Below are 22,034 nucleotides of genomic sequence, written 5' to 3' on the forward strand. Positions count from 1 at the left end.
GACGGAATCTCCGGCCATGACGACGACACTCCCCATCGGGCTCACGGTCACCGCGCGCGTCCCGGCGTCCAGTGCCAACATCGGACCCGGATTCGACAGTCTCGGAATCGCTTTGGGGCTGTACGACGAGATCGAGGTCACGACCACCGCGTCGGGACTGCGGATTCACGTCGACGGTGAGGGTTCGGCGGACGTGCCGTGGGGACCGACGCATCTGGTCGTACGCGCCATCGAGCGGGGTCTCGAAGCTGCCGGAGTGTGGGCCGACGGCTTGGATGTCCACTGCCGCAACGTGATTCCTCACTCCAGGGGGCTCGGTTCCTCGGCGTCGGCTGTGGTCGGGGGCCTCGCTGCCGCCAACGCACTGGCCGCGAAAGTGGATCGGTCGCTCGCGCTGTCGGAGGGTCAGCTGGTCCAGCTGTCATCGGAATTCGAGGGTCATCCCGACAATGCGTCGGCGAGTTGCCTCGGCGGTGCGGTGGTGTCGTGGAGCGAACCGCCCAATGCCAGTGTCACGGCGCGGAAGTATGCAGCCGTGCGGCTGGAGGTGCACCCGAGCATCAAGGTCGTCGTGCTCGTACCGTCCGAACGCTCGTCGACGTCGCACACGCGGGGATTGTTGCCCGAGTTGGTGCCCCACCGTGATGCGGCCTTCAACGTCAGCCGTAGTGCCCTCGCGGTGGTGGCGCTGACCGAGCGCCCGGATCTGCTGATGTCGGCGACGGAGGACCTGTTGCATCAAGGTCAGCGCGCTCAGGCGTTACCCGACACCACTCGCTGGATCACCACCTTGCGCGCGCGGTCCATCGCGGCCGTGGTGTCCGGTGCGGGCCCGACGGTCATGGCGCTGTGCACCGAGGAGTTTCCGGCCGATCTGCGCGAGGCCGCATCGGCCGAGGGGTGGCGGGTGCTCGACCTGGACGTGGCCGACGGAGTCACCGTCGCGTGACAGACGCGGCAGCAGGGTTCTTGCCGAGTGGGGACAACGGCGCTATGGTGAACCCTGTCCGTACATCGTGCGCTTCAGACGCCGGTTTCGTCAGGGCATTCAGGTCGCTGTATTCGGGGGATTCAAACGTCCGAGTGATGTGACGCTCCTGACTCGATCCTTCCCGTGGTTCTCTGCGGTCCGGATCGATGGTGTCGTCGACGGGGTGCGTCGAACATGAACGGCAATATCCGAGCTCGGCAGAACGCCGAACTGCGGAACGAACCCTCGGCTGCGCATCGAGCGAGCGAGGGAAGGAAAGGACCTCCGTGACCGATACGGAACTTATCTCTGCGCCCGAAACGTCACGCCGACGTGCTGGCCTGTCCGGAATGGTTCTCACCGAGCTCCGCAGCCTCGCTGGTGAACTCGGTATCAAGAGCGTTTCCGGGATGCGCAAGGGCGATCTGATCGCTGCGATTTCCGAGCGCCAATCGGGCAGCGCACCGGCAAAGACGGACGCACCGAAATCCGACGCACCCAAGTCGCGTCGCACTGCTGCATCCGCGCCGGTCGTCGAAGATCGGCCTGCAGCCGAGGCGGCACCGAAGCAGTCGGCTCCAGAAGCGCCGTCCTCGGACGCGCCGGCGACGCAATCGGGCGACTCTGCCGATGCCGCTCCCGAGACGGGCCGCCGAACACGCGGACGTCGTGCCGCAGGTCGGCGAGCCGGTGCTCCCGAACAGCTCCCACTCGACGACAGCAACGATTCGGCCGGATCCGCTCCCGCGGCGACCGATTCACCCGCAGTCGCGCCGCAGGCGGAGAAGCCGGACGAGACCGGTGACAGCGCCGCCACCGAGCGCCCACGCCGTAGTCGCGGCGACCGCAACCGCCAGGACGGGTCGGAACGCGAACCCCGTGACGCCGACGGCAACCGCGACAACGCGAACCGCGACTCCGGAAGCCGCAATCAAGGGGACCGGGACGGCTCCAACCGCGAGAACGGCAACCGTGACAACGGAAACCGGGACAATGGAAACCGCAATCAGGGTGACCGCGACAACCGCGACGGCGGTGGTCGTAATCAGGGCGGACGCAATCGCAACCAGGGCGACGGTCGCAACGACAACCGCAACGAGGATCGCAACAACGGTCCCCGCGACAACCGCGACAACAACCAGGACGACGACGGCGAAGGGCGCGGACGTCGGGGACGTCGGTTCCGTGAGCGCCGTCGCGGACGCGACCGTGGGGAAGGCAACGACGGTGGCGGTGGCCGCGAGCGCGATACCGAGATTCGCGAGGACGATGTTCTTCAGCCGGTAGCCGGCATCCTCGATGTTCTCGACAACTACGCGTTCGTCCGTACCTCCGGCTACCTCGCCGGACCCAATGACGTCTACGTGTCGATGAACCTGGTTCGCAAGAACGGCCTTCGCCGCGGCGACGCGGTGACCGGTGCGGTTCGGGTGGCACGCGAAGGCGAGCAGTCCAGCCAGCGGCAGAAGTTCAACCCGCTCGTGCGTCTGGACACCGTCAACGGGGGAGAGGTCGAGGCCGCGCGCAAGCGTCCGGAGTTCGGCAAGCTCACCCCGCTGTACCCCAATCAGCGGTTGCGTCTCGAGACTCAGCAGAACATCCTGACCACGCGCATCATCGACCTGGTGATGCCGATCGGCAAGGGTCAGCGCGCACTCATCGTCAGCCCGCCCAAGGCAGGTAAGACGAGCGTCCTGCAGGCCATCGCCAACGCGATCGCCATCAACAATCCCGAGTGCTACCTGATGGTCATCCTCGTCGACGAGCGTCCCGAGGAAGTGACGGACATGCAGCGCTCCGTCAAGGGCGAGGTCATCGCGTCGACGTTCGACCGGCCGCCGGGCGACCACACCGCGGTGGCCGAGCTGGCGATCGAACGGGCCAAGCGTCTGGTCGAAGCCGGCCAGGACGTGGTGGTTCTGCTCGACTCGATCACCCGTTTGGGACGTGCGTACAACAACAGCTCGCCCGCATCGGGCCGAATCCTGTCCGGTGGTGTCGACTCGACCGCGCTGTACCCGCCGAAGCGGTTCCTCGGCGCGGCTCGCAACATCGAGCACGGTGGTTCGTTGACGATCATCGCCACGGCCATGGTCGAGACCGGATCCACCGGTGACACCGTGATCTTCGAGGAGTTCAAGGGCACCGGCAACGCCGAGCTCAAGCTCGATCGCAAGATCGCCGAACGCCGCGTGTTCCCGGCAGTGGACATCAACCCGTCGAGCACCCGCCACGACGAGTTGCTCCTTGCTCCCGACGAGGCCGCCGTCGTACACAAGCTGCGGCGCGTGCTGTCCGGACTGGACTCGCATCAGGCCATCGACCTGCTGGTCGACCGTCTGAAGAAGAGCAAGAACAACCTCGAGTTCCTGATGGAAGTCTCCAAGACTGCGCCGGGCGGGGCGAACGACTGACAATTGTTTCCCGGATCTTTCGTCCGGGGAACAAGCCGACAGGTGCGCGCGTTGTAAGCATCTGTCGGCACAGATGTACCGGCGATTAGCAGGTCAGATGCACGCTCTGGCATAATCAACGGCCGAGTCCGGTTCCGGTTCACGTCTTCGATCGGCGAAGACGACCCGGCGACCACTAGAGAGAACGGTAAGGACACCATGAAGGCAGGAATTCACCCCGACTACACACTGACGACAGTCGTCTGTGGTTGCGGCAATACTTTCGAGACCCGAAGCACCACCGACAAAGAGCGCATCAGCGTCGAGGTCTGCTCGCAGTGCCACCCCTTCTACACCGGCAAGCAGAAGATTCTCGACACCGGCGGCCGCGTCGCTCGCTTCGAGGCTCGCTACGGCAAGCGCGCCGGCAAGAAGGCCGACGCAGACAGCTAGCTGTTTCGCCGACGCCCGTCCTGTGCATCACAGGACGGGCGTCGGCTTTTTTGTGTCCACATTCAGTTGCACCGGCGTTCGAGAGTGAGTCATCAACATGGCGAGAACAGACAAGCCTTCGGCCATCGACGACATCCTCGCCGAACACTCCGGACTCGAGCAGCAACTCGCCGACCCAGCTCTGCACAACGACCCGTCCGCGGCCCGCAGAGCAGGCAAGAGGTTCGCCGAACTGGCCCCCATCATGTCCGCGCACACCAAGCTGACCTCCGCGCAGGACGACCTCGAGGCCGCGCGTGAGCTCGCCGCCGACGATTCCTCGTTCGCGTCCGAGATTCCCGAACTCGAGGCGACCGTGCTGCACCTCGAGCAGACCCTCACCGACCTGCTCGCACCACGCGACCCGCACGACGGCGACGACATCGTGATGGAGGTCAAGTCGGGCGAGGGCGGCGAGGAATCGGCGCTCTTCGCGGCCGATCTCGCGCGGATGTACGTGCGCTACGCGGAACGCCGCGGGTGGCGGGTCGAGGTGCTCGACGCGAACGTCTCGGACCTCGGCGGATACAAGGACGCGACGCTGTCGATCAAGACCAGGGATCCCCTCGACGGCGTCTGGGCCCGGCTGAAGTTCGAGGGCGGCGTCCACCGCGTGCAACGGGTACCGGTGACCGAATCGCAGGGGCGCGTGCACACGTCCGCGGCCGGCATCCTGGTGTATCCCGAACCCGACGAGGTGGAAGAGGTTCAGATCGACGAAACCGATCTGCGCATCGACGTCTACCGCTCGTCCGGCAAAGGTGGCCAGGGCGTCAACACCACCGACTCCGCAGTCCGAATCACGCACCTGCCGACCGGGATCGTGGTGACCTGTCAGAACGAGCGGTCTCAGCTGCAGAACAAGGCACGCGCGATGCAGGTACTTGCAGCTCGCCTGCAGGCAGCAGCAGAAGAAGCGGCCGACGAAGAGGCATCGGCAGGCAGGGCCAGCCAGGTGCGCACCGTCGACCGCTCGGAGCGGATCAGAACCTACAACTTCCCCGAGAACCGCATCACGGACCACCGGATCGGCTTCAAGGCACACAACCTCGACTCACTTCTGGACGGCGAGATGGATGCGTTGCTCGACGCGCTGGCCAAGGCGGACCGCGACGCGCGCATGCAAGCAGAGTAGCTGCGGCACATAGCTTTACAGATTTCGCCGGGCTGCTGCACCGAAACGTGCGATACCCTGGCGGCCAGGTTCGACCCCGCAACAGCGCCCGAGAGGCACACCAGACATGAACCAGGTCCTGACCCCCGCAGGCGAGAACGCCGTGTCCGAGCTGTCCTCGCGCTACGGCATCTCGACCGATGCCGTCCGCACGATGCTCGACGCCGTCAACAACGGCCGCGGCAGCATGGCTCAGTTCAACATCCCCGAGCTCGGCGGCAGTGGGCAGTGGATGCGCGGCGGAATGACCATGGTGGGCAACATGTTCGACCACGGACTCAAGAGCCGGGTCGACGGTCTCTGCCGAGACCTGTCGGCGGTGCTGTCTCAGCATCAGGTGTACCCGCCCAGGGAGACCGGCAGCAGCTCGTTCGGTGGCAGCTCGTTCGGCGGCGGCTCGTGGTGGCCCTCGGACCTCGGTGCGCCGAGCTCGAGCGGTGGTCAGAACGGCTCGCAGTACGCAGTGTTCCCGGGATCTCGACGCCTCGCGGTGTTGGTCGGCGGCGAACTGGCCGTGTACGACACTCTCGATCACTCCATCGGCGGAGTCCAGCAACAGCAGGGTGGTGGACCGGGCTCGCTCGAGTTCACCAGTCAGTACGGCACGTTCACCGCAGGCAGCCTGCCTCGAGTCGATCAGCAGTCGGGCGGGACGAACTCGCAGAACCAGTCGACGCCGCCCGCTCCGCAGACCTACGCGCAACCGTCCTCGTCGCAACAGTCTTCGCAGTCCTCGAACCAGTCGCCTCAGCGCGACCCGTCAGGTGTGGACATCTCCGACATCACGGCTGCGATCGAGGCTCTCGCGGGTCTGCACGCGAAGGGCTTCCTCACCGACGACGAGTTCCACGCCAAGAAGTCGGAGTTGCTGGGACGCGTGTGACCTGGTTGTCGGTGCCTCGTGGCAGGCTGTTCGAATGAGCCGCAAGCCGTTACGCCTGGCCATCCTCGAAGCAACGTCGATGCTCGACGCTGCCGGTGTGCCGAGCCCACGGGTCGATGCGGAGCTGCTCGCCGCACACCTCGTCGGCGTGGACCGCGGCCGTCTCGGTCTGGTTCCTCTCGTCGAACCCGAGGTCGTCGAGGCGTACTTCCGAACCGTCGAGCAGCGCGCGAAACGTATTCCGCTGCAATACATCACGGGAACGACCTCGCTGGGCAACATCGACGTCGAAGTAGGGCCGGGCGTGTTCGTACCCCGGCCGGAAACCGAACTGTTGTTGGCCTGGGCACTCGCGTTCCTCGAAAACGTCGACCACCATCCGCCGGTGATTCTCGATCTGTGCACGGGCTCGGGGGCACTGGCACTGGCGATCGCCAACGCCCGGCCCGATGCCGTCGTCCATGCCGTCGAGCTCGACCCGTCGGCGTTGGCATGGGCCCGGCGCAATGCCGACCTGTGCAGCGGCCACGGCGATACCCCGATCATGCTGCACCACGGCGACGTCACGTCACGAGATCTGTTGACCGAACTCGACGGCGCTGTCGACATGATCGTCGCAAACCCGCCCTACATCCCGGAGGGGGCAGACCTCGATCCCGAAGTGATCGATCACGATCCGCACATGGCGCTGTTCGGCGGTTCGGACGGGCTGTCCGTCATCGAACCGATGATCGGCAACATCGCCCGCTGGCTTCGGATCGGCGGCGGCGTCGCTATCGAACACGACGACTCCAATGGCGGCGAGGTGGCGGCGCTGCTGTCTCGGCGACGAGTGTTCACCGAGGTCACCGCGCATCCGGATCTGGCGGGTAGGCCCCGGTTCGTCGTCGCCGCACGGGCGCACCCGGCCCAGGCCTGACGACGGGAACGGCAGGCGGGCGACACCTGACATCACTTCGTTATCGAAGGTGGAAGGATGGGTGCCGTGAGTACCGTCTACGACTGCCGTGAAGCCGACGCGCGCACTGCTGGATTGACCGCTGCCCGCGGTGCCCTCAAATCCGGCCGACTGGTCGTCATGCCTACCGACACCCTGTACGGAATCGCAGCCGATGCATTCGACGGCAGCGCTGTCACGGATCTGCTGCGCGCCAAGGGCAGGGGCCGCGATATGCCGGTTCCCGTGCTCGTCGGTTCCTGGAACACCATCGACGGCCTGGTCCAGAGTGTCCGGCCACGCACCCGAGATTTGATTCGCGCCTTCTGGCCCGGTGCGCTGAGCATCGTCGTGCAGCAGGCTCCGTCCTTGGCCTGGGATCTGGGCGACGCCCAGGGCACCGTCATGTTGCGGATGCCGCTCCACCCTGTCGCGCTCGAGCTGCTGCGCGAGGTCGGCCCGCTCGCAGTGTCCAGCGCCAACATCTCCGGCAGTCCACCCGCCACCACTGTGACGGAGGCGCGAGATCAGCTCGGCGGCTCGGCCGCGGTGTACCTGGACGGGGGACCGGCCGACCACGCGGTGGCGTCGACCATCATCGATCTGACCAGCGATCGAGCACGAATTCTGCGGGTCGGTGCCATTCCCACCGAGAAGATTGCCGAGGTTCTCGGTGTCACCGCCGAAAGCCTGGTCCCGGGAGCGTCCTGACATGGCTGTCCATCCCGCACGCCTCCGCGCATGAGCGTCGCTCGGGGCAGTGTCCTTCACGGAAGTGTCGACATCCTTGCTCAGTCGAATCTGGGTGCAGGCGTACCGATTCGCGAACTGCTCTTGGTGTTCCTCACCGCAGCGGTGGTCACGTTCTTCGCCACCGGCGGTGTTCGTGTGGCGGCCGTCAAGTTCGGTGCCGTCGCGGTTCCTCGTGATCGTGATGTCCACGTGCAGGCCACCCCGAGGCTCGGGGGAGTGGGCATCTACGTGGGCATGCTGGCTGCGTTGCTCTTCGCGTCACAGCTGCCTGCGCTGGCTCGCGGATTCGACGTCGCCTACAACCGCGACATTCCGGCCGCGCTGGTTGCCGGCTTCGTGATCGTGCTGGTCGGCGTCATCGACGACCGATGGGGTCTGGATGCCCTGACCAAGTTCGTCGGCCAGGTGACGGCGGCCGGGGTCCTCGTCATCATGGGCGTGAGCTGGGTCGTGCTGTACCAGCCGTGGGGAGGCGAGCCCGGTCAACCGGGCAGCACCCTGGTGCTCGACCAACTGCAAGCCGGACTGGTGACCGTCCTGATCACCGTCGTGATCGTCAATGCGATGAACTTCGTCGACGGACTCGACGGGCTGGCGGCCGGTCTGGGGCTCATCTCCTCGGTGGCGATCTGCATCTTCTCGGTGGGGCTGCTGCAGGAACAGGGCGGCGACGTCGGGGTCTACCCACCGGCGCTGATCGCGGCGGCATTGGCAGGCGCGTGCCTGGGGTTTCTGCCGCACAACTTCCAACCCGCTCGCATCTTCATGGGCGATTCGGGATCGATGCTCATCGGTCTGACGCTTGCCACCATCTCGACCAGTGCGTCCGGGCGGATCCCGTTGACGGCGTACGGCCCACGCGATCTGCTGGGTCTGCTGTCGCCGCTTCTGCTGGTCGGAGCCGTGATGCTCATTCCGATCCTCGACCTGCTGCTGGCTGTGATTCGCCGGACCCGGGCCGGACGGAGTCCTTTCAGCCCCGACAAGATGCACCTGCATCATCGGTTGCTGCAGATCGGACATTCGCACCGCCGGGTGGTGCTGGTGATCTACCTGTGGGTCGGTGTCCTCGCCTTCGGGGCGGTCGGGTCGTCTCTGCTGGACCGCCGAATAGTGGTGCTTCTGGTTGCCGCAGGTCTGGTGTTCGCGCTGGTCGTCACTGCTGTGCCCACGCTGCGGGTGGACCGATCGCAGGGCTCGGAACCGCGAAGTGCTCGACGGGGCTCTTGATCCCGTCGGCTGTACGCGCCCGCGTGCTGGGTACCCTCGACAACTGTGACCTTCACTCCGCAGTCCATGCCCGACCAATTCGCCCCGCTTCGCGCCGCGGTTCGATACGGACTCATCGGACTGGTGGTGCTCACGGTGGTGAGCGTCGGAGTCGCCGTCGCGGCGGCCGGAACACCTGGTCTGTGGGGATCTCTCATCGGTGTTGCCATCGGCGGAGGCTTCGTCATCACGACGGCGTTGTCGGTGGCGCTCACCACGCGTTTTCCGGCCTCGGCCGTCGGAGCACTGCTTCTCGGCGGTTGGTTGGTGAAGATGGTGATCGCGCTGATCGTGCTGGTCGCACTCAAGGACGCCGACTTCTACAACCGGTACTCCTTGGGGCTGACGATTCTGGGAGCGCTCGTGGTCGTGCTCGGCGCGGAGGTCTTCGGGGTCGTCAAGACGAAAGTCGCCTACGTGGACAGCGTTCCCACCGAGGGCAAGACCGACAATCGGTAGTACGACAGGCTGTCGTAATCGGTTAAGCTGAGGGCCGCCTACACAACGTCGTAGTTCTGTTGATAAAGTTTGCATCAAGCGGTGGGCAAGACTGGGACGAAAGAGACTTTTTCCCCGGACTGGACCCCCGCAGGTAGCAGTCAGCGTGAGCTTCCTTACAGTAGGCCCGGAGTCAACGACTTCGGCAACGTAAGGTTCCGCCCTGAGAGTTGCCGAGTCGACGTGAGTCGCCGACACCCGACAGACGCTTGGCCGATGAAGACCGGGCCTCAGCCTCTGACGATTGCGAGCCGATTTTCGTCGACTTGATAGATCGTCATTGTCCGATCGAACCGCAGTCGTTACCCGGCTGCGGCCCGAACACGGGAGAGACCGCTGAGCGTCACCACCCTGGCTGCGGAATACAGTCCGCCGTCACTATCCGATTTCTTTCCTCCCGCGGTGCTGTTCGAGGGGACCCCGTTCGAGCTCGACAGGCTGATGCTCATCCGCATCCTGATGTCGGCGATTCTGATCATCTTCATGGTGGTTGCCCTCCGCAGCCCGAAGATCGTTCCGCGTGGTCTTCAGAACGTCGGCGAGATCGCTCTCGATTTCGTTCGGATCCACGTCGCAGAAGATGTGCTCGGTAAAGAACAGGGTCGTCGATTCCTGCCCGTCATCATGACCATCTTCTTCACGGTGTTCGCGGTGAACGCGAGCGCTGTCATTCCGTTTCTGAACATCTCGTCGAATGCCCGCATCGGTCTACCGATCGTGCTCGCTGCGGTCGCGTACGTCGCGTTCATCTACGCAGGTGTCAAGAAGTTCGGTGTCGGGAAGTTCGTCAAGGGCACCATCGTCATCCCGGGCATTCCGCCGGCGATGCACGTGCTGCTGATCCCGCTGGAGTTCGTCTCGAACTTCGTACTCCGTCCGTTCACACTGACGGTGCGTCTGCTCGCCAACATGCTGGCCGGCCACATCATGCTCGTGCTGTTCTTCAGCGCGACCCAGTTCTTCCTCTTCGAGGCGTCGGCCGGGCTGAAGATCTTCGCAGCACCCTCGCTCATCATGGGCTTCCTGTTCACGATGTTCGAGATGCTGGTGATCTTCCTCCAGGCCTACATCTTCGCGCTGCTCACGGCGATCTACATCGATCTGTCGCTGCACGCCGACTCGCACTGACCGACCAACTGACCGAACCAGCTACACCGCCACCTCCGACACCCGGATGTGGACCGAAGAAAGGGAACGGAAAACCCAATGAGCCTTGAAGTTCTGGCCCAGGCGCAGGAAATCACCGCAAGCGGATACGGCGCCATCGGCTACGGCCTCGCAGCCATCGGCGGCGGCATCGGCCTCGGCCTCGTCGTCGCCAAGAACATGGAAGCAACCGCTCGTCAGCCCGAGCTGGCCGGTCAGCTCCGTACCACCATGTTCCTCGGCATCGCATTCACCGAGTCCCTCGCCCTGATCGGCCTCGTCGCCGGCTTCATTCTCTGAGAGCGCGATGACAAACGCGATTACGTTGCTGGCGGCGGAGGGGGAGGAGTACAACCCTCTTCTGCCCGCAACCTACGACATCGTTTGGTCGATCGTCTGTGTCGCGGCAATCGGCTTCCTCTTCTGGAAGTACGTGGTGCCGCGCTTCACCAAGGTTCTCGCTGAGCGTTCCGAGCTCATCGAAGGCGGAATCAAGAAGGCCGAAGAGGCACAGGCAGAAGCCAAGGCTGCTCTCGAGCAGTACCACGCTCAGCTGGCCGACGCCCGTTCCGAGGCCGCGCAGATCCGCGAGGAAGCGCGCACCCAGGGGCAGGCGATTCTCGCCGAGATGAAGGAAAAGGCGCAGGAAGAAAGCGACCGGATCGTGGCCGCAGGTCACAATCAGCTCGTTGCTCAGCGTCAGCAGATCGTCACCGAACTTCGGGGAGATCTGGGACGCACGGCCGTCGAACTCGCTGAGAAGGTCATCGGAGAGCAGTTGTCCGACGACGCGAAGCGTTCCAGTTCGATCGATCGCTTCCTCAACGAGTTGGATTCCGTCACCGCGGACTCCGCATCCGGAAAGTGAGTCGAACCATGTACGCAACTTCTCGTGAGGCACTCGCCCGCACGCGGTCGGTTGCCCACGAAGCTCTGGGGTCCGCGTCGACAGGCGAGGCAACAGCCGTCGCTGCTCAGACCGGTGCCGAGTTGTTCGCCGTCGTCGAGACTCTCGACGCGCAGCGCACGTTGCGTACCGCTCTCGCCGACTCGTCGGTCGAGGGCGTTCGGCGAAGCGATCTGGCCGGAGAGGTCTTCTCCGGCCAGGTGTCGAGTGCAACGGCGACGATCGTCAAGGCCGCTGCCGGCGAAAGCTGGTCCACCGCTCGCGACCTGCTGAACTCGCTGGTCGAGCTGGGACGTGAAGCTCTGCTTCGCGCCGCGGCCGATCAGGATCAGTTGGACACGGTCGAGGACGAGCTGTTCCGCCTCGGGCGGATCGTGGCAGGAAACCCGCAGCTCGAGCAGGCCCTCTCGGATCGCTCGAAGCCCGCGCAGGCCAAGCGTGAACTGCTCGGCCGGCTGCTCTACGGCAAGGTCACCGCGGTCACCGAAGCGCTTGCAGTTCAGGCTGTGACGCGTCCGCGAAAGGCTGCTCCCGCCGACGTACTGAACGGACTGGCCGACCTGGCTGCCGAGCAGCGCGACCGCGCGGTTGCCCACGTCCGCAGCGCAGCACCACTGAGCGACAGTCAGCTCGAGAAGCTGACGGCCACCTTGACCCGCACGTACGGCAAGCAGGTCACGGTGCATGTAGAGGTCGATACCGAACTGCTCAGCGGACTTGTCGTTCGTATCGGCGACGAGGTCATCGACGGTAGCGGGGCAGGCCGCCTCGCTGCATTGCGAAAGACGCTCAAATAGTCCGACACGGACACAGTAACGAGAAGAAGCGTCTCGACTTTCGAGACATTTCACCCCGCGATCATTTGAAGGAAGAGCAGGAAACACTATGGCGGAGCTGACGATCTCCTCCGACGAGATCCGTAGCGCGATCGATAACTTCACCGCGAGCTACTCACCGGAGTCTTCCCGCGAGGAGGTCGGCACGGTTACGGACACGAGCGACGGAATCGCTCACGTGTCCGGATTGCCGTCGGCGATGTCCAACGAACTCCTGGAATTCCCCGGCGGAGTCCTCGGTGTCGCGCTGAACCTGGATGCCACCGAAATCGGTGCAGTCATCCTCGGTGACTACGAGCACATCGAAGAAGGCCAGGAAGTCAAGCGCACCGGAGACGTGCTGTCGGTCCCCGTGGGCGACGGCTACCTCGGCCGCGTCGTGGACCCCCTGGGCAAGCCCATCGACGGCCTCGGCGACATCGAGTCCTCCGAGACCCGCGCCCTCGAACTGCAGGCTGCCTCGGTGCTCGAGCGTCAGCCCGTCGAGGAGCCGCTGCAGACCGGTATCAAGGCGATCGACGCCATGACTCCGATCGGCCGCGGCCAGCGTCAGCTCATCATCGGCGACCGCAAGACCGGCAAGACCGCGGTCTGCATCGACGCGATCCTGAACCAGAAGGCAAACTGGGAGAGCGGCGACGATAAGAAGCAGGTTCGCTGCATCTACGTCGCCATCGGCCAGAAGGGCTCGACGATCGCAGGCGTCAAGGCTGCACTCGAAGAGCAGGGCGCACTCGAATACACGACCATCGTCGCGGCTCCCGCGTCCGATTCGGCCGGCTTCAAGTGGCTCGCCCCGTACACCGGCTCGGCCATCGGCCAGCACTGGATGTACCAGGGCAAGCACGTCCTCATCGTGTTCGACGACCTGACCAAGCAGGCCGAGGCGTACCGCGCCATCTCGCTGCTGCTGCGTCGTCCGCCGGGCCGCGAGGCATACCCCGGTGACGTCTTCTACTTGCACTCCCGTCTGCTGGAGCGTTCGGCGAAGCTGTCCGACGAGCTCGGTGGCGGATCTTTGACGGCTCTGCCGATCATCGAGACCAAGGCCAACGACGTCTCGGCATACATCCCGACCAACGTCATCTCCATCACCGACGGCCAGGTCTTCCTGGAGTCGGACCTGTTCAACAAGGGCGTCCGTCCCGCGATCAACGTCGGTATCTCGGTGTCCCGAGTCGGCGGCGCGGCACAGACCAAGGGCATGAAGAAGGTCTCCGGATCTCTTCGCCTCGAGCTCGCTCAGTTCCGCGAGCTGGAAGCCTTCTCTGCGTTCGCGTCCGACCTCGACGCGGCCTCCAAGGCTCAGCTCGAGCGCGGCGCACGTCTGGTCGAGCTGCTCAAGCAGGATCAGTACGCCCCGGTTGCCGTCGAAGATCAGATCGTCTCGATCTGGCTCGCAGGGCAGGGAACGTACGACTCGGTTCCCGTCGGCGACGTGCGTCGCTTCGAGACCGAGCTGCTCGAGGACCTGCACCGCAACGCCAGCGGCGTCTACGACAGCATTGCCGGTGGCAAGGCTCTCGACGAGGACAACCAGAAGGCACTGACCGAGGCGACCGAGAAGTTCAAGGCCGGATTCGTCGACTCGGACGGCAACCGCGTCGTCAACGAGGCCGAGGCAGACACTCTGAACGCCGACGAGGTCAGCCAGGAGCAGGTCAACGTCACTCGCAAGACAGTCAGCAAGTAGGCCTGCGATGACAGATGCCAAGACGAGCACAGAAGGGAGCGTGAACAGCTAGATGGCAAGCATTCTCGAGCTTCGCTCCCGCATCAAGTCGGTCAACTCGACCAAGAAGATCACCAAGGCACAAGAGTTGATCGCGACATCGCGAATCACCAAGGCTCAGGCCCGCGTTGCCGCATCGAAGCCGTATGCGGAAGAGATCACCAAGGTGCTCTCCGCGTTGGCGAGTGCATCGAGCTCGCTCGATCACCCGCTGCTCAACGAGCGACCCGAGCCCAAGCGTGCCGCGGTTCTGGTCGTGACCAGCGACCGCGGTATGTGCGGCGGCTACAACTCCAACGTGCTCAAGGAGACGGAGGAGTTGTTCCAGCTGCTCCGCTCCGAGGGCAAGGATCCGGTCATCTATGTCCTAGGCGCAAAAGGCCTGGGCTACTACACATTCCGTGAGCGGGACGTGAAGGGTGCCTGGACGGGCTTCTCTCAGGAGCCCGGATACGCCGACGCGGCCAAGGCCAGTAGGCACCTGGTCGAGCTGTTCATGGCCGGCTCGGGCACCGAGGTCGAGGCTCCCAACGGTGAAGGCACCGTCGAGGGCGTGGACGAGTTGCACATCGTCTACACCCGCTTCGTGTCGATGCTCACGCAGAAGCCCGAAGTTCGCCGTATGGCACCGCTCGAAATCTCGTACACAGACGAGGAATTCGAGATGGGTGCGGATGCGCTGAGCGACTCACCGACCGCAGATGTGCAGGCACAGTACGAGTTCGAGCCGGAAGCGGGAACTCTGCTCTCGGCGCTGCTGCCCAAGTACATCAGCACCAGGATCTATGCGTCGTTGCTCGATGCGGCAGCGTCGGAGTCCGCGGCGCGTCGTACCGCCATGAAGGCAGCGACGGACAACGCGAACGAATTGGTCGAGACCTTGAGCCGTCAGGCCAACCAGGCTCGGCAGGCCCAGATCACCCAGGAAATCAGCGAAATCGTCGGTGGCGCCAACGCGTTGGCCGACAGCGCAGGAAGTGACTAAGCAATGACCGCAGCAGTAGCCCAAGAGAACGCGAGCGGAGCGGACACTCAGTCCGGCCGTGTCGTTCGGGTCATCGGCCCCGTTGTGGACGTCGAGTTCCCGCGCGGCTCGATTCCCGCACTGTTCAACGCCCTCAACGCAGAGATCACTCTGCCGACCGTGGCCAAGACCCTGACGCTCGAGGTTGCACAGCACCTCGGTGACAACTTGGTTCGCACCATCTCGATGCAGCCCACCGACGGACTCGTCCGCGGCACCGCAGTCATCGACTCGGGCAAGCCGATCTCGGTTCCCGTCGGTGACGTCGTCAAGGGCCACGTGTTCAACGCCCTCGGTGACTGCCTGGACACCCCGGGACTCGGCCGCGACGGCGAGCAGTGGGGCATCCACCGCAAGCCACCAGCCTTCGATCAGCTCGAGGGCAAGACCGAGATCCTCGAGACCGGCATCAAGGTCATCGACCTCCTGACCCCGTACGTCAAGGGCGGAAAGATCGGTCTGTTCGGTGGTGCCGGTGTCGGCAAGACCGTTCTGATCCAGGAAATGATCACCCGTATCGCACGCGAGTTCTCGGGCACCTCGGTGTTCGCAGGAGTCGGCGAGCGCACCCGTGAAGGCACCGACCTTCACCTCGAGATGGAAGAGATGGGCGTCCTCCAGGACACCGCCCTCGTGTTCGGCCAGATGGACGAGCCGCCCGGCACGCGTATGCGCGTGGCGTTGTCGGCACTGACCATGGCGGAGTACTTCCGCGATGTTCAGGGACAGGACGTTCTTCTGTTCATCGACAACATCTTCCGCTTCACGCAGGCAGGTTCGGAGGTGTCGACCCTTCTCGGGCGTATGCCGTCGGCCGTCGGTTACCAGCCCACGCTGGCGGACGAGATGGGTGAGCTCCAGGAGCGCATCACCTCGACCCGTGGACGCTCGATCACCTCGCTGCAGGCGATCTACGTTCCCGCCGACGACTACACCGACCCGGCTCCGGCCACGACGTTCGCGCACCTCGATGCGACGACCGAGCTCTCGCGTCCGATTTCGCAGATGGGTATCTACCCCGCTGTGGACCCGCTGAGCTCCACCTCGCGCATCCTCGAGCCCGGCATCGTCGGTGCGGAGCACTTCCGCGTCGCCAACGAGGTCAAGCGGATCCTGCAGAAGTACAAGGAGCTGCAGGACATCATCGCCATCCTCGGTATGGACGAGCTTCAGGAAGAGGACAAGGTTCTGGTCGGCCGTGCACGCCGCCTCCAGAAGTTCCTCGGCCAGAACTTCATCGTTGCCGAGAAGTTCACCGGCGAGGCCGGTTCGGTCGTGTCGCTCTCCGACACCATCGAGGCATTCGACAAGGTCACCAAGGGTGAGTACGACCACCTTCCCGAGCAGGCCTTCAACAGCTGTGGTGGTCTCGACGATGTCGAGGCAGCCGCGAAGAAGATGGCCGGAAAGTAGACCGACGTGACTTCTTCCGAGAAGAGCGGCATGGAGGTCTCCCTGGTCGCTGTGGAGCAAAAGCTGTGGTCCGGTACCGCGACCATCGTCAGCGCTCAGACCACCGAAGGTGAGATCGGCATCATGCTGGGCCACGAGCCTGTGCTCGGGCAGTTGATCGAGGGCGGCACGGTGTCGATCACGACCACGGACGGCGAAAAGCTCATCGCAGCCGTCCACGGTGGATTCCTGTCGGTGACCGGCAAGACGGTCACCGTGCTGGCAGAATCGGCCGATTTCGCCGACGACATCGATGTCGAGGCGGCACGGGCTGTAGTGGCAGAGAACGGCGACGACCTCGAGGCCCTTGCTGTGGCCAAGGGTCGTGTCCGCGCTGTCGAGCGGTCCTAGGTACACGAGAAGCCGCGACGAGACCTGCGATGCACTACGGATTGATTGTTCTGATCATTCTGGTTGTGCTGCTCGCAGGGCTCGTCGCGGCTTTTGCGTACCGTCTGATGGTTCTACGGCGAGGGGGAACCGCCGCGATCATGCGGGTGTTGCCGACGGACGGTGGTGCCGGTTGGCGTCACGGCATCATTCGGTACGGAGACAACACACTCGTATTCTTCAAGCTGTCCAGTCTTCGCCCCGGCCCCGATCATCGGCTGGGTAGGCAGGACATTCACGTGGGTGATCGACGAGCCCCACGAGACACCGAGTTCGACATCATGACACCGGACATCGCCGTGTTGGAACTGTCCGACAATGGTAAATACTTCGAGATCGCCCTCGACAGAAGTGCGTTGACCGCTTTCCTGTCCTGGGTCGAATCTCGTCCCTCCGGCCGATCGCGTCGCCGCCGACCGGCGGCCTGATCAGCTCTCGCCGGTAGTCGGGTCGCTCGAAGCGCGGCTCGACCCGGGAACCCACTGGACGTCGCCCTCGGGGTTGGCGTATCGGCTCAGAATGAACAGCAGATCCGAAAGCCGGTTGAGGTATTTCGCCGGCAATGCACTCGTTGTCTCCGGGCTCGCGTGCACCGCAGCCCATGCCGACCGCTCCGCCCGTCGGGCCACCGTTCGCGACACGTGTAGCAACGCTCCCAGCGGCGTTCCGCCCGGCAGAATGAACGACGTCAGTGCGGGGAGATCCTCGTTGAACTCGTCGCACCAGCCCTCGAGCCGGTCGACGTAGCTCTGATCGATGCGCAGAGGCGGGTACTGCGGATTCTCGACGACCGGAGTCGACAGATCGGCCCCCGCGTCGAAGAGATCGCTCTGGATGGTGCGGATCACCGAATGAACCGATTCGGGCGGGTTGCCGAGTGCGAGAACCACACCGAGGCTCGCGTTGGTCTCGTCGCAGTCCGCGTACGCAACGAGTCGTTCGTCGTTCTTGGACACCCTCGAGAAATCACTCAGCCCGGTGGTCCCGTCGTCGCCGGTTCTCGTGTAGATGCGGGTGAGGTGGACGGCCATGCGCGCTACGGTACCGCGCGGGTGTCGGCCGGTCCCGCTGGCTACGCTGTCGAGGTGAGTGAACGCTTTTTGGTCAACGGTGGAAATCGCCTCGTCGGTGAGGTGGCGGTCGGTGGTGCGAAGAACAGCGTCCTCAAATTGATGGCGGCAGCGCTGCTGGCAGAGGGCACCAGCACGATCACCAACTGCCCCGACATCCTGGACGTGCCACTGATGGCAGAGGTGTTGCGCGGGCTCGGCTGTGAGGTCGAGTTGGAGGGATCGGTCGTTCACATCACCACTCCGGCCATGCCGAAGTATCACGCCGATTTCGCGGCGGTTCGCCAGTTCCGAGCTTCGGTGTGCGTGCTGGGGCCGCTGGTTGCGCGGTGCAAGAGAGCTGTCGTCGCTTTGCCGGGCGGAGACGCGATCGGGTCGCGTCCCCTCGACATGCATCAGTCCGGTCTTCAATTGCTCGGGGCACGCAGCGAGATCCAACACGGATGTGTCGTTGCGGAAGCAGACGAATTGCGCGGCGCGAACATCAGACTGGCGTTTCCGTCCGTCGGTGCCACCGAGAACATCTTGATGGCCGCAGTCCTCGCCACCGGGGAGACTGTGATCGACAACGCCGCGCGTGAGCCGGACATCGTCGACGTGTGCAACATGCTCAACGAGATGGGTGCCGACGTCCGCGGTGCAGGCACCTCGACTTTGACCATTCGTGGTGTGAGCTCGCTGAAGCCGACGACCCATCGGGTGATCGGCGATCGCATCGTCGCCGCGACGTGGGGAATCGCCGCTGCCATGACCCGTGGGGACGTGCGAGTCCGCGGTGTGAACCCCAAGCACCTGTCGTTGGTGCTGGACAAATTGAGGTCCGCAGGTGCCGAGGTCACCAGCGAGCCCGACGGGTTCCGCGTCGTGCAACACGAGCGACCGCGCGCGGTCAATTTCGCGACGCTCCCGTATCCGGGGTTCCCGACCGACCTGCAGCCGATGGCAATCGGACTCGCGACCGTCGCCGACGGCACGTCGATGATCACCGAGAACGTCTTCGAGGCACGATTCCGGTTCGTCGAGGAGATGATCAGGCTCGGGGCCGATGCGCGCACCGATGGCCATCACGCCGTGGTTCGCGGTGTGCCACAGCTGTCCAGCGCACCGGTGTGGTCCTCCGATATTCGGGCCGGGGCCGGCTTGGTTCTCGCGGGACTGGTGGCCGACGGTACGACGGAAGTGCACGACGTGTTCCACATCGATCGCGGTTATCCGCGATTCGTGGAGAACCTGAGTGCACTCGGCGGCAGCATCGAGCGGGTCAGTTGAGTAACACAGCTTCCAGCGCCTCGACCAATATGCTTATCGCATAGTCCAATTCGTCGTCGGAGGCGGATCCGTATCCCACGACGATTCCACCTCGGGCTGTGTGCGAGCGGGTCGAGTGTTCGAGCGTCGGTACGTCCACGCCCCTGGCGGTGCATGAGGTAGCGACGTCACGCGCTGCGGCAGGGTCGAGTAGCAACACGGTATGCAGGCCGGCTCCGACTCCGCGAAGTTCGCCGAACCTGGCCAGCGCGGCCGCGACCAGTCGGTCGCGGGCTCGATAGAGCCGCCGGGCCGTTCGGACGGCTCTGTCCCATTCGCCGTCGCGCAAGATGGACGTCATCGCATGCTGGACGGGAACCGAGGGGTGATCGCCGATCAAGCGGCGCGTTGCCGAGATGCGGTCGACCATCGACCGAGGTGCCACCATCCAGCCGAGACGGATCCCGGCACCGAGGGTCTTGGATACGGTGCCGAGGTACACGGTCCGGTCGGGTGCGAGTTCGGCCGCGGTGGGCAAAGGTGCTACGCCGTAACGGAATTCGGAGTCGTAGTCGTCCTCGATGATCATGGAATCGTTGCTGTGAGCCCAGTCTGCTAGCGCACGTCGACGGCCGATGGGCATGAATGCGCCGGTCGGGTATTGATGCGACGGTGTGACGTACACGGCCGGTGTTCGTGGGGGAGTCGAGTCGAGTTGTTCGACGATCAGGCCATCGCGGTCGACGGGGACGTCGTGCAAGGACCACCCGCGATGTGTCGCGAGTGCAGCGGCGGATTTGTAGCCTGGATTCTCCAGTGCCAGAACGTGTTCGACCGATTCGGCAGCGGAAAGCGCACCCAGGGCCAGGTCGAGGCCGTGAATGCTGCCCGTCGTGATCACGATCGACGCCGGTGTGGTGTGCAGCCCGCGGGCGCGGCGGAGTAGATCGGCGACGCGAGTCCTCAGTTCGAGCGTGCCGGCGGAATCGGGATAGTCGCCGGGAGGTGGTGTGCCGCCGACGTCGCGCCACGCGCGCTTCCAGGCATCGGATGCCGAGGGTGGAGTCCACGGGATTCCCGGACGGAGCGATATCCGCGGGGGCGTTCCTGGTGTGGTGTGTGCGCTCGACGCCATCGCAATCGATCGAGGTGCGCGGGGGATGTGTCGGACATAGTTACCCGAACCGCGCCGGGCATCGAGCCAACCTTCTGCGACAAGCTGTTCGTAAGCCTTCTCCACGACCGCACGCGCGATGCCCAGATCGACGGAAAGTGCTCGGGTACTGGGTAATCGAGAATCGGGCTGCAGGTCTCCATCGTCGATTGCGGACCGGATGCGATCCGCCAGTTGGACGGGCAACGTCCGAGCGTCGGCGCGATCGATGGCGATCGACAGAGAGATCGGGAGCATGGAGTTGTGGTCCCTTTCGGTATCCGCGTCGAAGTGGCCTGAACAAAAGCAGCTCTATTGGACCATGACGAAAGGCCACTCGTCCCGCATCCTGGAAACCATGACAGTCGACGACGTGCCTCTTTCCCCGACAGCACGAACGGTAGTGATGCGGGGTAGGCATCGCGCCGGCCTCGAACGCGCAGCGTTGCTCGACGTACTGCGCTCGGCGCGCATATGCCACATCGGCGTGATCGTGGATGGAGTGCCTCGCGTCGTGCCTACCGTGTTCGGCGTGGATACCGCCGGTCCGGACAGGGAAGGCACGCTGTATCTGCATGGATCGGTGGCGTCACGCAGCATGATCGACGCTCCGGATCAGGACATCTGCGTCACTACGACTGTCGTCGACGGGCTCGTCCTGGCTCGATCGGCATTTCATCATTCGATGAACTATCGAAGCGCCGTTGTGGTCGGACGGCCTCGCCGAGTGGAGGACGCCGTCGAACGGATTAGAGCATTGGACGCGATAGTCGACCAGGTGGTCCCCGGAAGAAGCGTTCATCTGCGTTCACATACTCGGAAAGAGCTTGCAGCCACCGCGGTTCTGGCGCTTTCGATGTACGAGGCATCGGTGAAGTCGCGGTCAGGTGGACCGGTCGACGACGACCTCGACATCGAGCGGGGAGACGTATGGGCCGGAGTAGTTCCGGTGTGGGAGGCGCTCGGCGATGCCGAACCTGCCGCAGATCTCGCGGGGGACATTGCGGTGCCGGAGCACGTGGACGGTGTGCGCCGGAACGCGACTCGGGGGTGAACGATGTTGCCGCAGTGAAGGTTCGGGCTGTGGCTGGCATCACACGCGCACCCTGAAGCGTGTAGAGGGCGCGATGACCCGACGCCCCGGGGCCGAGCTGCGCGAATACCCTGCGAGCATGGGTCGACCTGCCGATTTGCGTTGGTGTGGTTGGTGGCGTAGCTTTTGTCGAGTCAGAGCGACGGACACCGACCCGGTCTTCACGGACTGGGTGAACGAGGTTGGACGTGTGGCCTGGCAGGTTTTATCCCCCAAGAGTCGGGCCTTGTGTCCGAGACCAAGCTGGGATAGGCTGGAACAGTTGCCCTTGAGGCCGACGGACTGTGTGTCTGTGGGTCGAGAGTGTGTGCGTGTTCTTTGAGAACTCAACAGTGTGTCGATGAATGTCAGTGCCGAAATATTTTGTTTTGGTGAAAGCATTCGATGTATCAGCCATCCGCTTGTGGTGGTTGTTGTCGGGTGTTGTTTGAAATGCTAGTTGAGTTTTTCTGCTAGTGATTTGACTTGATGTCTTTGACTGATTCGCGGTTCCTTTGGGGATCGTTGTTTCGCAGGTCTTTTACGGAGAGTTTGATCCTGGCTCAGGACGAACGCTGGCGGCGTGCTTAACACATGCAAGTCGAGCGGTAAGGCCTTTCGGGGTACACGAGCGG

At 64.2% G+C, this 22,034-nt stretch carries 22 protein-coding genes and 1 rRNA gene; 21 read left to right on the top strand and 2 right to left on the bottom strand.

Going from position 1 to position 22,034, the window contains the following annotated elements:
* Window positions 1-16: 16 nt before the first annotated feature.
* From thrB to CH283_RS10010, 18 genes are all read left to right on the top strand, one after another.
* Window positions 17-949, top strand: a complete 933-nt coding sequence (gene thrB / locus CH283_RS09920) for a homoserine kinase (RefSeq protein WP_068048282.1) — start codon at window positions 17-19, stop codon at window positions 947-949.
* Between the two features lie 188 nt (window positions 950-1,137).
* A complete protein-coding gene (gene rho, locus CH283_RS09925) occupies window positions 1,138-3,384 on the top strand; it encodes a transcription termination factor Rho (protein WP_373557626.1) in 2,247 nt (748 codons plus the stop codon).
* A gap of 198 nt (window positions 3,385-3,582) precedes the next feature.
* Window positions 3,583-3,816, top strand: a complete 234-nt coding sequence (gene rpmE, locus CH283_RS09930; protein WP_008715081.1) for a 50S ribosomal protein L31 — start codon at window positions 3,583-3,585, stop codon at window positions 3,814-3,816.
* 97 nt (window positions 3,817-3,913) lie between these two features.
* Window positions 3,914-4,990 carry a peptide chain release factor 1 gene (gene prfA, locus CH283_RS09935; protein ID WP_068048269.1) on the top strand — a complete coding sequence of 359 codons (1,077 nt, stop codon included), beginning with the start codon at window positions 3,914-3,916 and terminating at the stop codon, window positions 4,988-4,990.
* Window positions 4,991-5,096: 106 nt separating this feature from the next.
* Window positions 5,097-5,912 (top strand): SHOCT domain-containing protein, encoded by an 816-nt coding sequence (locus CH283_RS09940; protein ID WP_094638675.1) that lies wholly within the window; start codon window positions 5,097-5,099, stop codon window positions 5,910-5,912.
* Between the two features lie 34 nt (window positions 5,913-5,946).
* On the top strand, window positions 5,947-6,831 hold the full coding sequence (gene prmC / locus CH283_RS09945; RefSeq protein WP_094638676.1) for a peptide chain release factor N(5)-glutamine methyltransferase: 885 nt from the start codon (window positions 5,947-5,949) through the stop codon (window positions 6,829-6,831).
* 66 nt (window positions 6,832-6,897) lie between these two features.
* A complete protein-coding gene (locus CH283_RS09950) occupies window positions 6,898-7,560 on the top strand; it encodes an L-threonylcarbamoyladenylate synthase (RefSeq protein ID WP_068048275.1) in 663 nt (220 codons plus the stop codon).
* 30 nt (window positions 7,561-7,590) lie between these two features.
* Window positions 7,591-8,832: a glycosyltransferase family 4 protein gene (locus tag CH283_RS09955; protein WP_094638677.1), complete on the top strand. Its 1,242-nt coding sequence runs from the start codon at window positions 7,591-7,593 to the stop codon at window positions 8,830-8,832.
* Window positions 8,833-8,898: 66 nt separating this feature from the next.
* Complete coding sequence (locus CH283_RS09960; protein WP_176460305.1) at window positions 8,899-9,330, top strand: hypothetical protein; 432 nt, start codon at window positions 8,899-8,901, stop codon at window positions 9,328-9,330.
* A 441-nt stretch (window positions 9,331-9,771) separates the two neighbouring features.
* The gene (gene atpB / locus CH283_RS09970; RefSeq protein WP_032393520.1) at window positions 9,772-10,497 is read left to right on the top strand and encodes a F0F1 ATP synthase subunit A; all 726 of its coding nucleotides are present in this window, start codon (window positions 9,772-9,774) and stop codon (window positions 10,495-10,497) included.
* A 78-nt stretch (window positions 10,498-10,575) separates the two neighbouring features.
* Window positions 10,576-10,815 carry an ATP synthase F0 subunit C gene (locus CH283_RS09975; protein WP_008715092.1) on the top strand — a complete coding sequence of 80 codons (240 nt, stop codon included), beginning with the start codon at window positions 10,576-10,578 and terminating at the stop codon, window positions 10,813-10,815.
* A 7-nt stretch (window positions 10,816-10,822) separates the two neighbouring features.
* Window positions 10,823-11,383: a F0F1 ATP synthase subunit B gene (locus tag CH283_RS09980; RefSeq protein ID WP_032393521.1), complete on the top strand. Its 561-nt coding sequence runs from the start codon at window positions 10,823-10,825 to the stop codon at window positions 11,381-11,383.
* Window positions 11,384-11,391: 8 nt separating this feature from the next.
* Window positions 11,392-12,219, top strand: a complete 828-nt coding sequence (locus CH283_RS09985; RefSeq protein WP_094638679.1) for a F0F1 ATP synthase subunit delta — start codon at window positions 11,392-11,394, stop codon at window positions 12,217-12,219.
* An 88-nt stretch (window positions 12,220-12,307) separates the two neighbouring features.
* Window positions 12,308-13,951 carry a F0F1 ATP synthase subunit alpha gene (atpA, locus tag CH283_RS09990; RefSeq protein WP_027497901.1) on the top strand — a complete coding sequence of 548 codons (1,644 nt, stop codon included), beginning with the start codon at window positions 12,308-12,310 and terminating at the stop codon, window positions 13,949-13,951.
* A 52-nt stretch (window positions 13,952-14,003) separates the two neighbouring features.
* A complete protein-coding gene (locus CH283_RS09995; RefSeq protein ID WP_094638680.1) occupies window positions 14,004-14,975 on the top strand; it encodes a F0F1 ATP synthase subunit gamma in 972 nt (323 codons plus the stop codon).
* 3 nt (window positions 14,976-14,978) lie between these two features.
* Complete coding sequence (gene atpD / locus CH283_RS10000) at window positions 14,979-16,427, top strand: F0F1 ATP synthase subunit beta (protein WP_094638681.1); 1,449 nt, start codon at window positions 14,979-14,981, stop codon at window positions 16,425-16,427.
* Between the two features lie 30 nt (window positions 16,428-16,457).
* Window positions 16,458-16,817, top strand: a complete 360-nt coding sequence (locus tag CH283_RS10005; protein ID WP_094638682.1) for a F0F1 ATP synthase subunit epsilon — start codon at window positions 16,458-16,460, stop codon at window positions 16,815-16,817.
* A gap of 29 nt (window positions 16,818-16,846) precedes the next feature.
* Entirely contained in the window at window positions 16,847-17,284 is a 438-nt protein-coding gene (locus CH283_RS10010; RefSeq protein ID WP_068048245.1) for a DUF2550 domain-containing protein, read from the top strand.
* On the opposite strand, the gene CH283_RS10015 is transcribed toward CH283_RS10010, so the two are convergent.
* Complete coding sequence (locus tag CH283_RS10015; protein WP_094638683.1) at window positions 17,285-17,887, bottom strand: cob(I)yrinic acid a,c-diamide adenosyltransferase; 603 nt, start codon at window positions 17,885-17,887, stop codon at window positions 17,285-17,287.
* A gap of 54 nt (window positions 17,888-17,941) precedes the next feature.
* Here CH283_RS10015 and murA point away from each other — a divergent pair, with 54 nt between their 5' ends.
* A complete protein-coding gene (gene murA / locus CH283_RS10020) occupies window positions 17,942-19,195 on the top strand; it encodes a UDP-N-acetylglucosamine 1-carboxyvinyltransferase (protein WP_068048251.1) in 1,254 nt (417 codons plus the stop codon).
* Here murA and pdxR read toward each other — a convergent pair.
* Window positions 19,188-20,585 carry a MocR-like pyridoxine biosynthesis transcription factor PdxR gene (gene pdxR / locus CH283_RS10025; protein ID WP_094638684.1) on the bottom strand — a complete coding sequence of 466 codons (1,398 nt, stop codon included), beginning with the start codon at window positions 20,583-20,585 and terminating at the stop codon, window positions 19,188-19,190. The genes murA and pdxR overlap by 8 nt on opposite strands.
* Window positions 20,586-20,685: 100 nt before the next feature.
* Here pdxR and CH283_RS10030 point away from each other — a divergent pair, with 100 nt between their 5' ends.
* Complete coding sequence (locus tag CH283_RS10030) at window positions 20,686-21,381, top strand: pyridoxamine 5'-phosphate oxidase family protein (RefSeq protein WP_094638686.1); 696 nt, start codon at window positions 20,686-20,688, stop codon at window positions 21,379-21,381.
* Between the two features lie 558 nt (window positions 21,382-21,939).
* Window positions 21,940-22,034 (top strand): 16S ribosomal RNA (locus CH283_RS10035); the annotation flags it as partial.

The sequence above is a fragment of the Rhodococcus sp. 05-2254-2 genome, assembly GCF_002259095.1.
GTDB lineage: Bacteria > Actinomycetota > Actinomycetes > Mycobacteriales > Mycobacteriaceae > Rhodococcoides.

Coding starts and splice junctions, on each gene's coding strand:
- prmC (WP_094638676.1), top strand. CDS start 5,947: ATGAGCCGCAAGCCGTTACGCCTGGCCATCCTCGAAGCAACGTCGATG.
- CH283_RS09960 (WP_176460305.1), top strand. CDS start 8,899: ATGCCCGACCAATTCGCCCCGCTTCGCGCCGCGGTTCGATACGGACTC.
- atpA (WP_027497901.1), top strand. CDS start 12,308: ATGGCGGAGCTGACGATCTCCTCCGACGAGATCCGTAGCGCGATCGAT.
- prfA (WP_068048269.1), top strand. CDS start 3,914: ATGGCGAGAACAGACAAGCCTTCGGCCATCGACGACATCCTCGCCGAA.
- rho (WP_373557626.1), top strand. CDS start 1,138: ATGGTGTCGTCGACGGGGTGCGTCGAACATGAACGGCAATATCCGAGC.
- atpD (WP_094638681.1), top strand. CDS start 14,979: ATGACCGCAGCAGTAGCCCAAGAGAACGCGAGCGGAGCGGACACTCAG.
- CH283_RS09995 (WP_094638680.1), top strand. CDS start 14,004: ATGGCAAGCATTCTCGAGCTTCGCTCCCGCATCAAGTCGGTCAACTCG.
- pdxR (WP_094638684.1), bottom strand. CDS start 20,585: ATGCTCCCGATCTCTCTGTCGATCGCCATCGATCGCGCCGACGCTCGG.
- CH283_RS10010 (WP_068048245.1), top strand. CDS start 16,847: ATGCACTACGGATTGATTGTTCTGATCATTCTGGTTGTGCTGCTCGCA.
- CH283_RS09955 (WP_094638677.1), top strand. CDS start 7,591: ATGAGCGTCGCTCGGGGCAGTGTCCTTCACGGAAGTGTCGACATCCTT.
- CH283_RS10005 (WP_094638682.1), top strand. CDS start 16,458: ATGGAGGTCTCCCTGGTCGCTGTGGAGCAAAAGCTGTGGTCCGGTACC.
- CH283_RS09940 (WP_094638675.1), top strand. CDS start 5,097: ATGAACCAGGTCCTGACCCCCGCAGGCGAGAACGCCGTGTCCGAGCTG.
- rpmE (WP_008715081.1), top strand. CDS start 3,583: ATGAAGGCAGGAATTCACCCCGACTACACACTGACGACAGTCGTCTGT.
- CH283_RS10015 (WP_094638683.1), bottom strand. CDS start 17,887: ATGGCCGTCCACCTCACCCGCATCTACACGAGAACCGGCGACGACGGG.
- CH283_RS09980 (WP_032393521.1), top strand. CDS start 10,823: ATGACAAACGCGATTACGTTGCTGGCGGCGGAGGGGGAGGAGTACAAC.
- thrB (WP_068048282.1), top strand. CDS start 17: ATGACGACGACACTCCCCATCGGGCTCACGGTCACCGCGCGCGTCCCG.
- CH283_RS09985 (WP_094638679.1), top strand. CDS start 11,392: ATGTACGCAACTTCTCGTGAGGCACTCGCCCGCACGCGGTCGGTTGCC.
- CH283_RS10030 (WP_094638686.1), top strand. CDS start 20,686: ATGACAGTCGACGACGTGCCTCTTTCCCCGACAGCACGAACGGTAGTG.
- CH283_RS09975 (WP_008715092.1), top strand. CDS start 10,576: ATGAGCCTTGAAGTTCTGGCCCAGGCGCAGGAAATCACCGCAAGCGGA.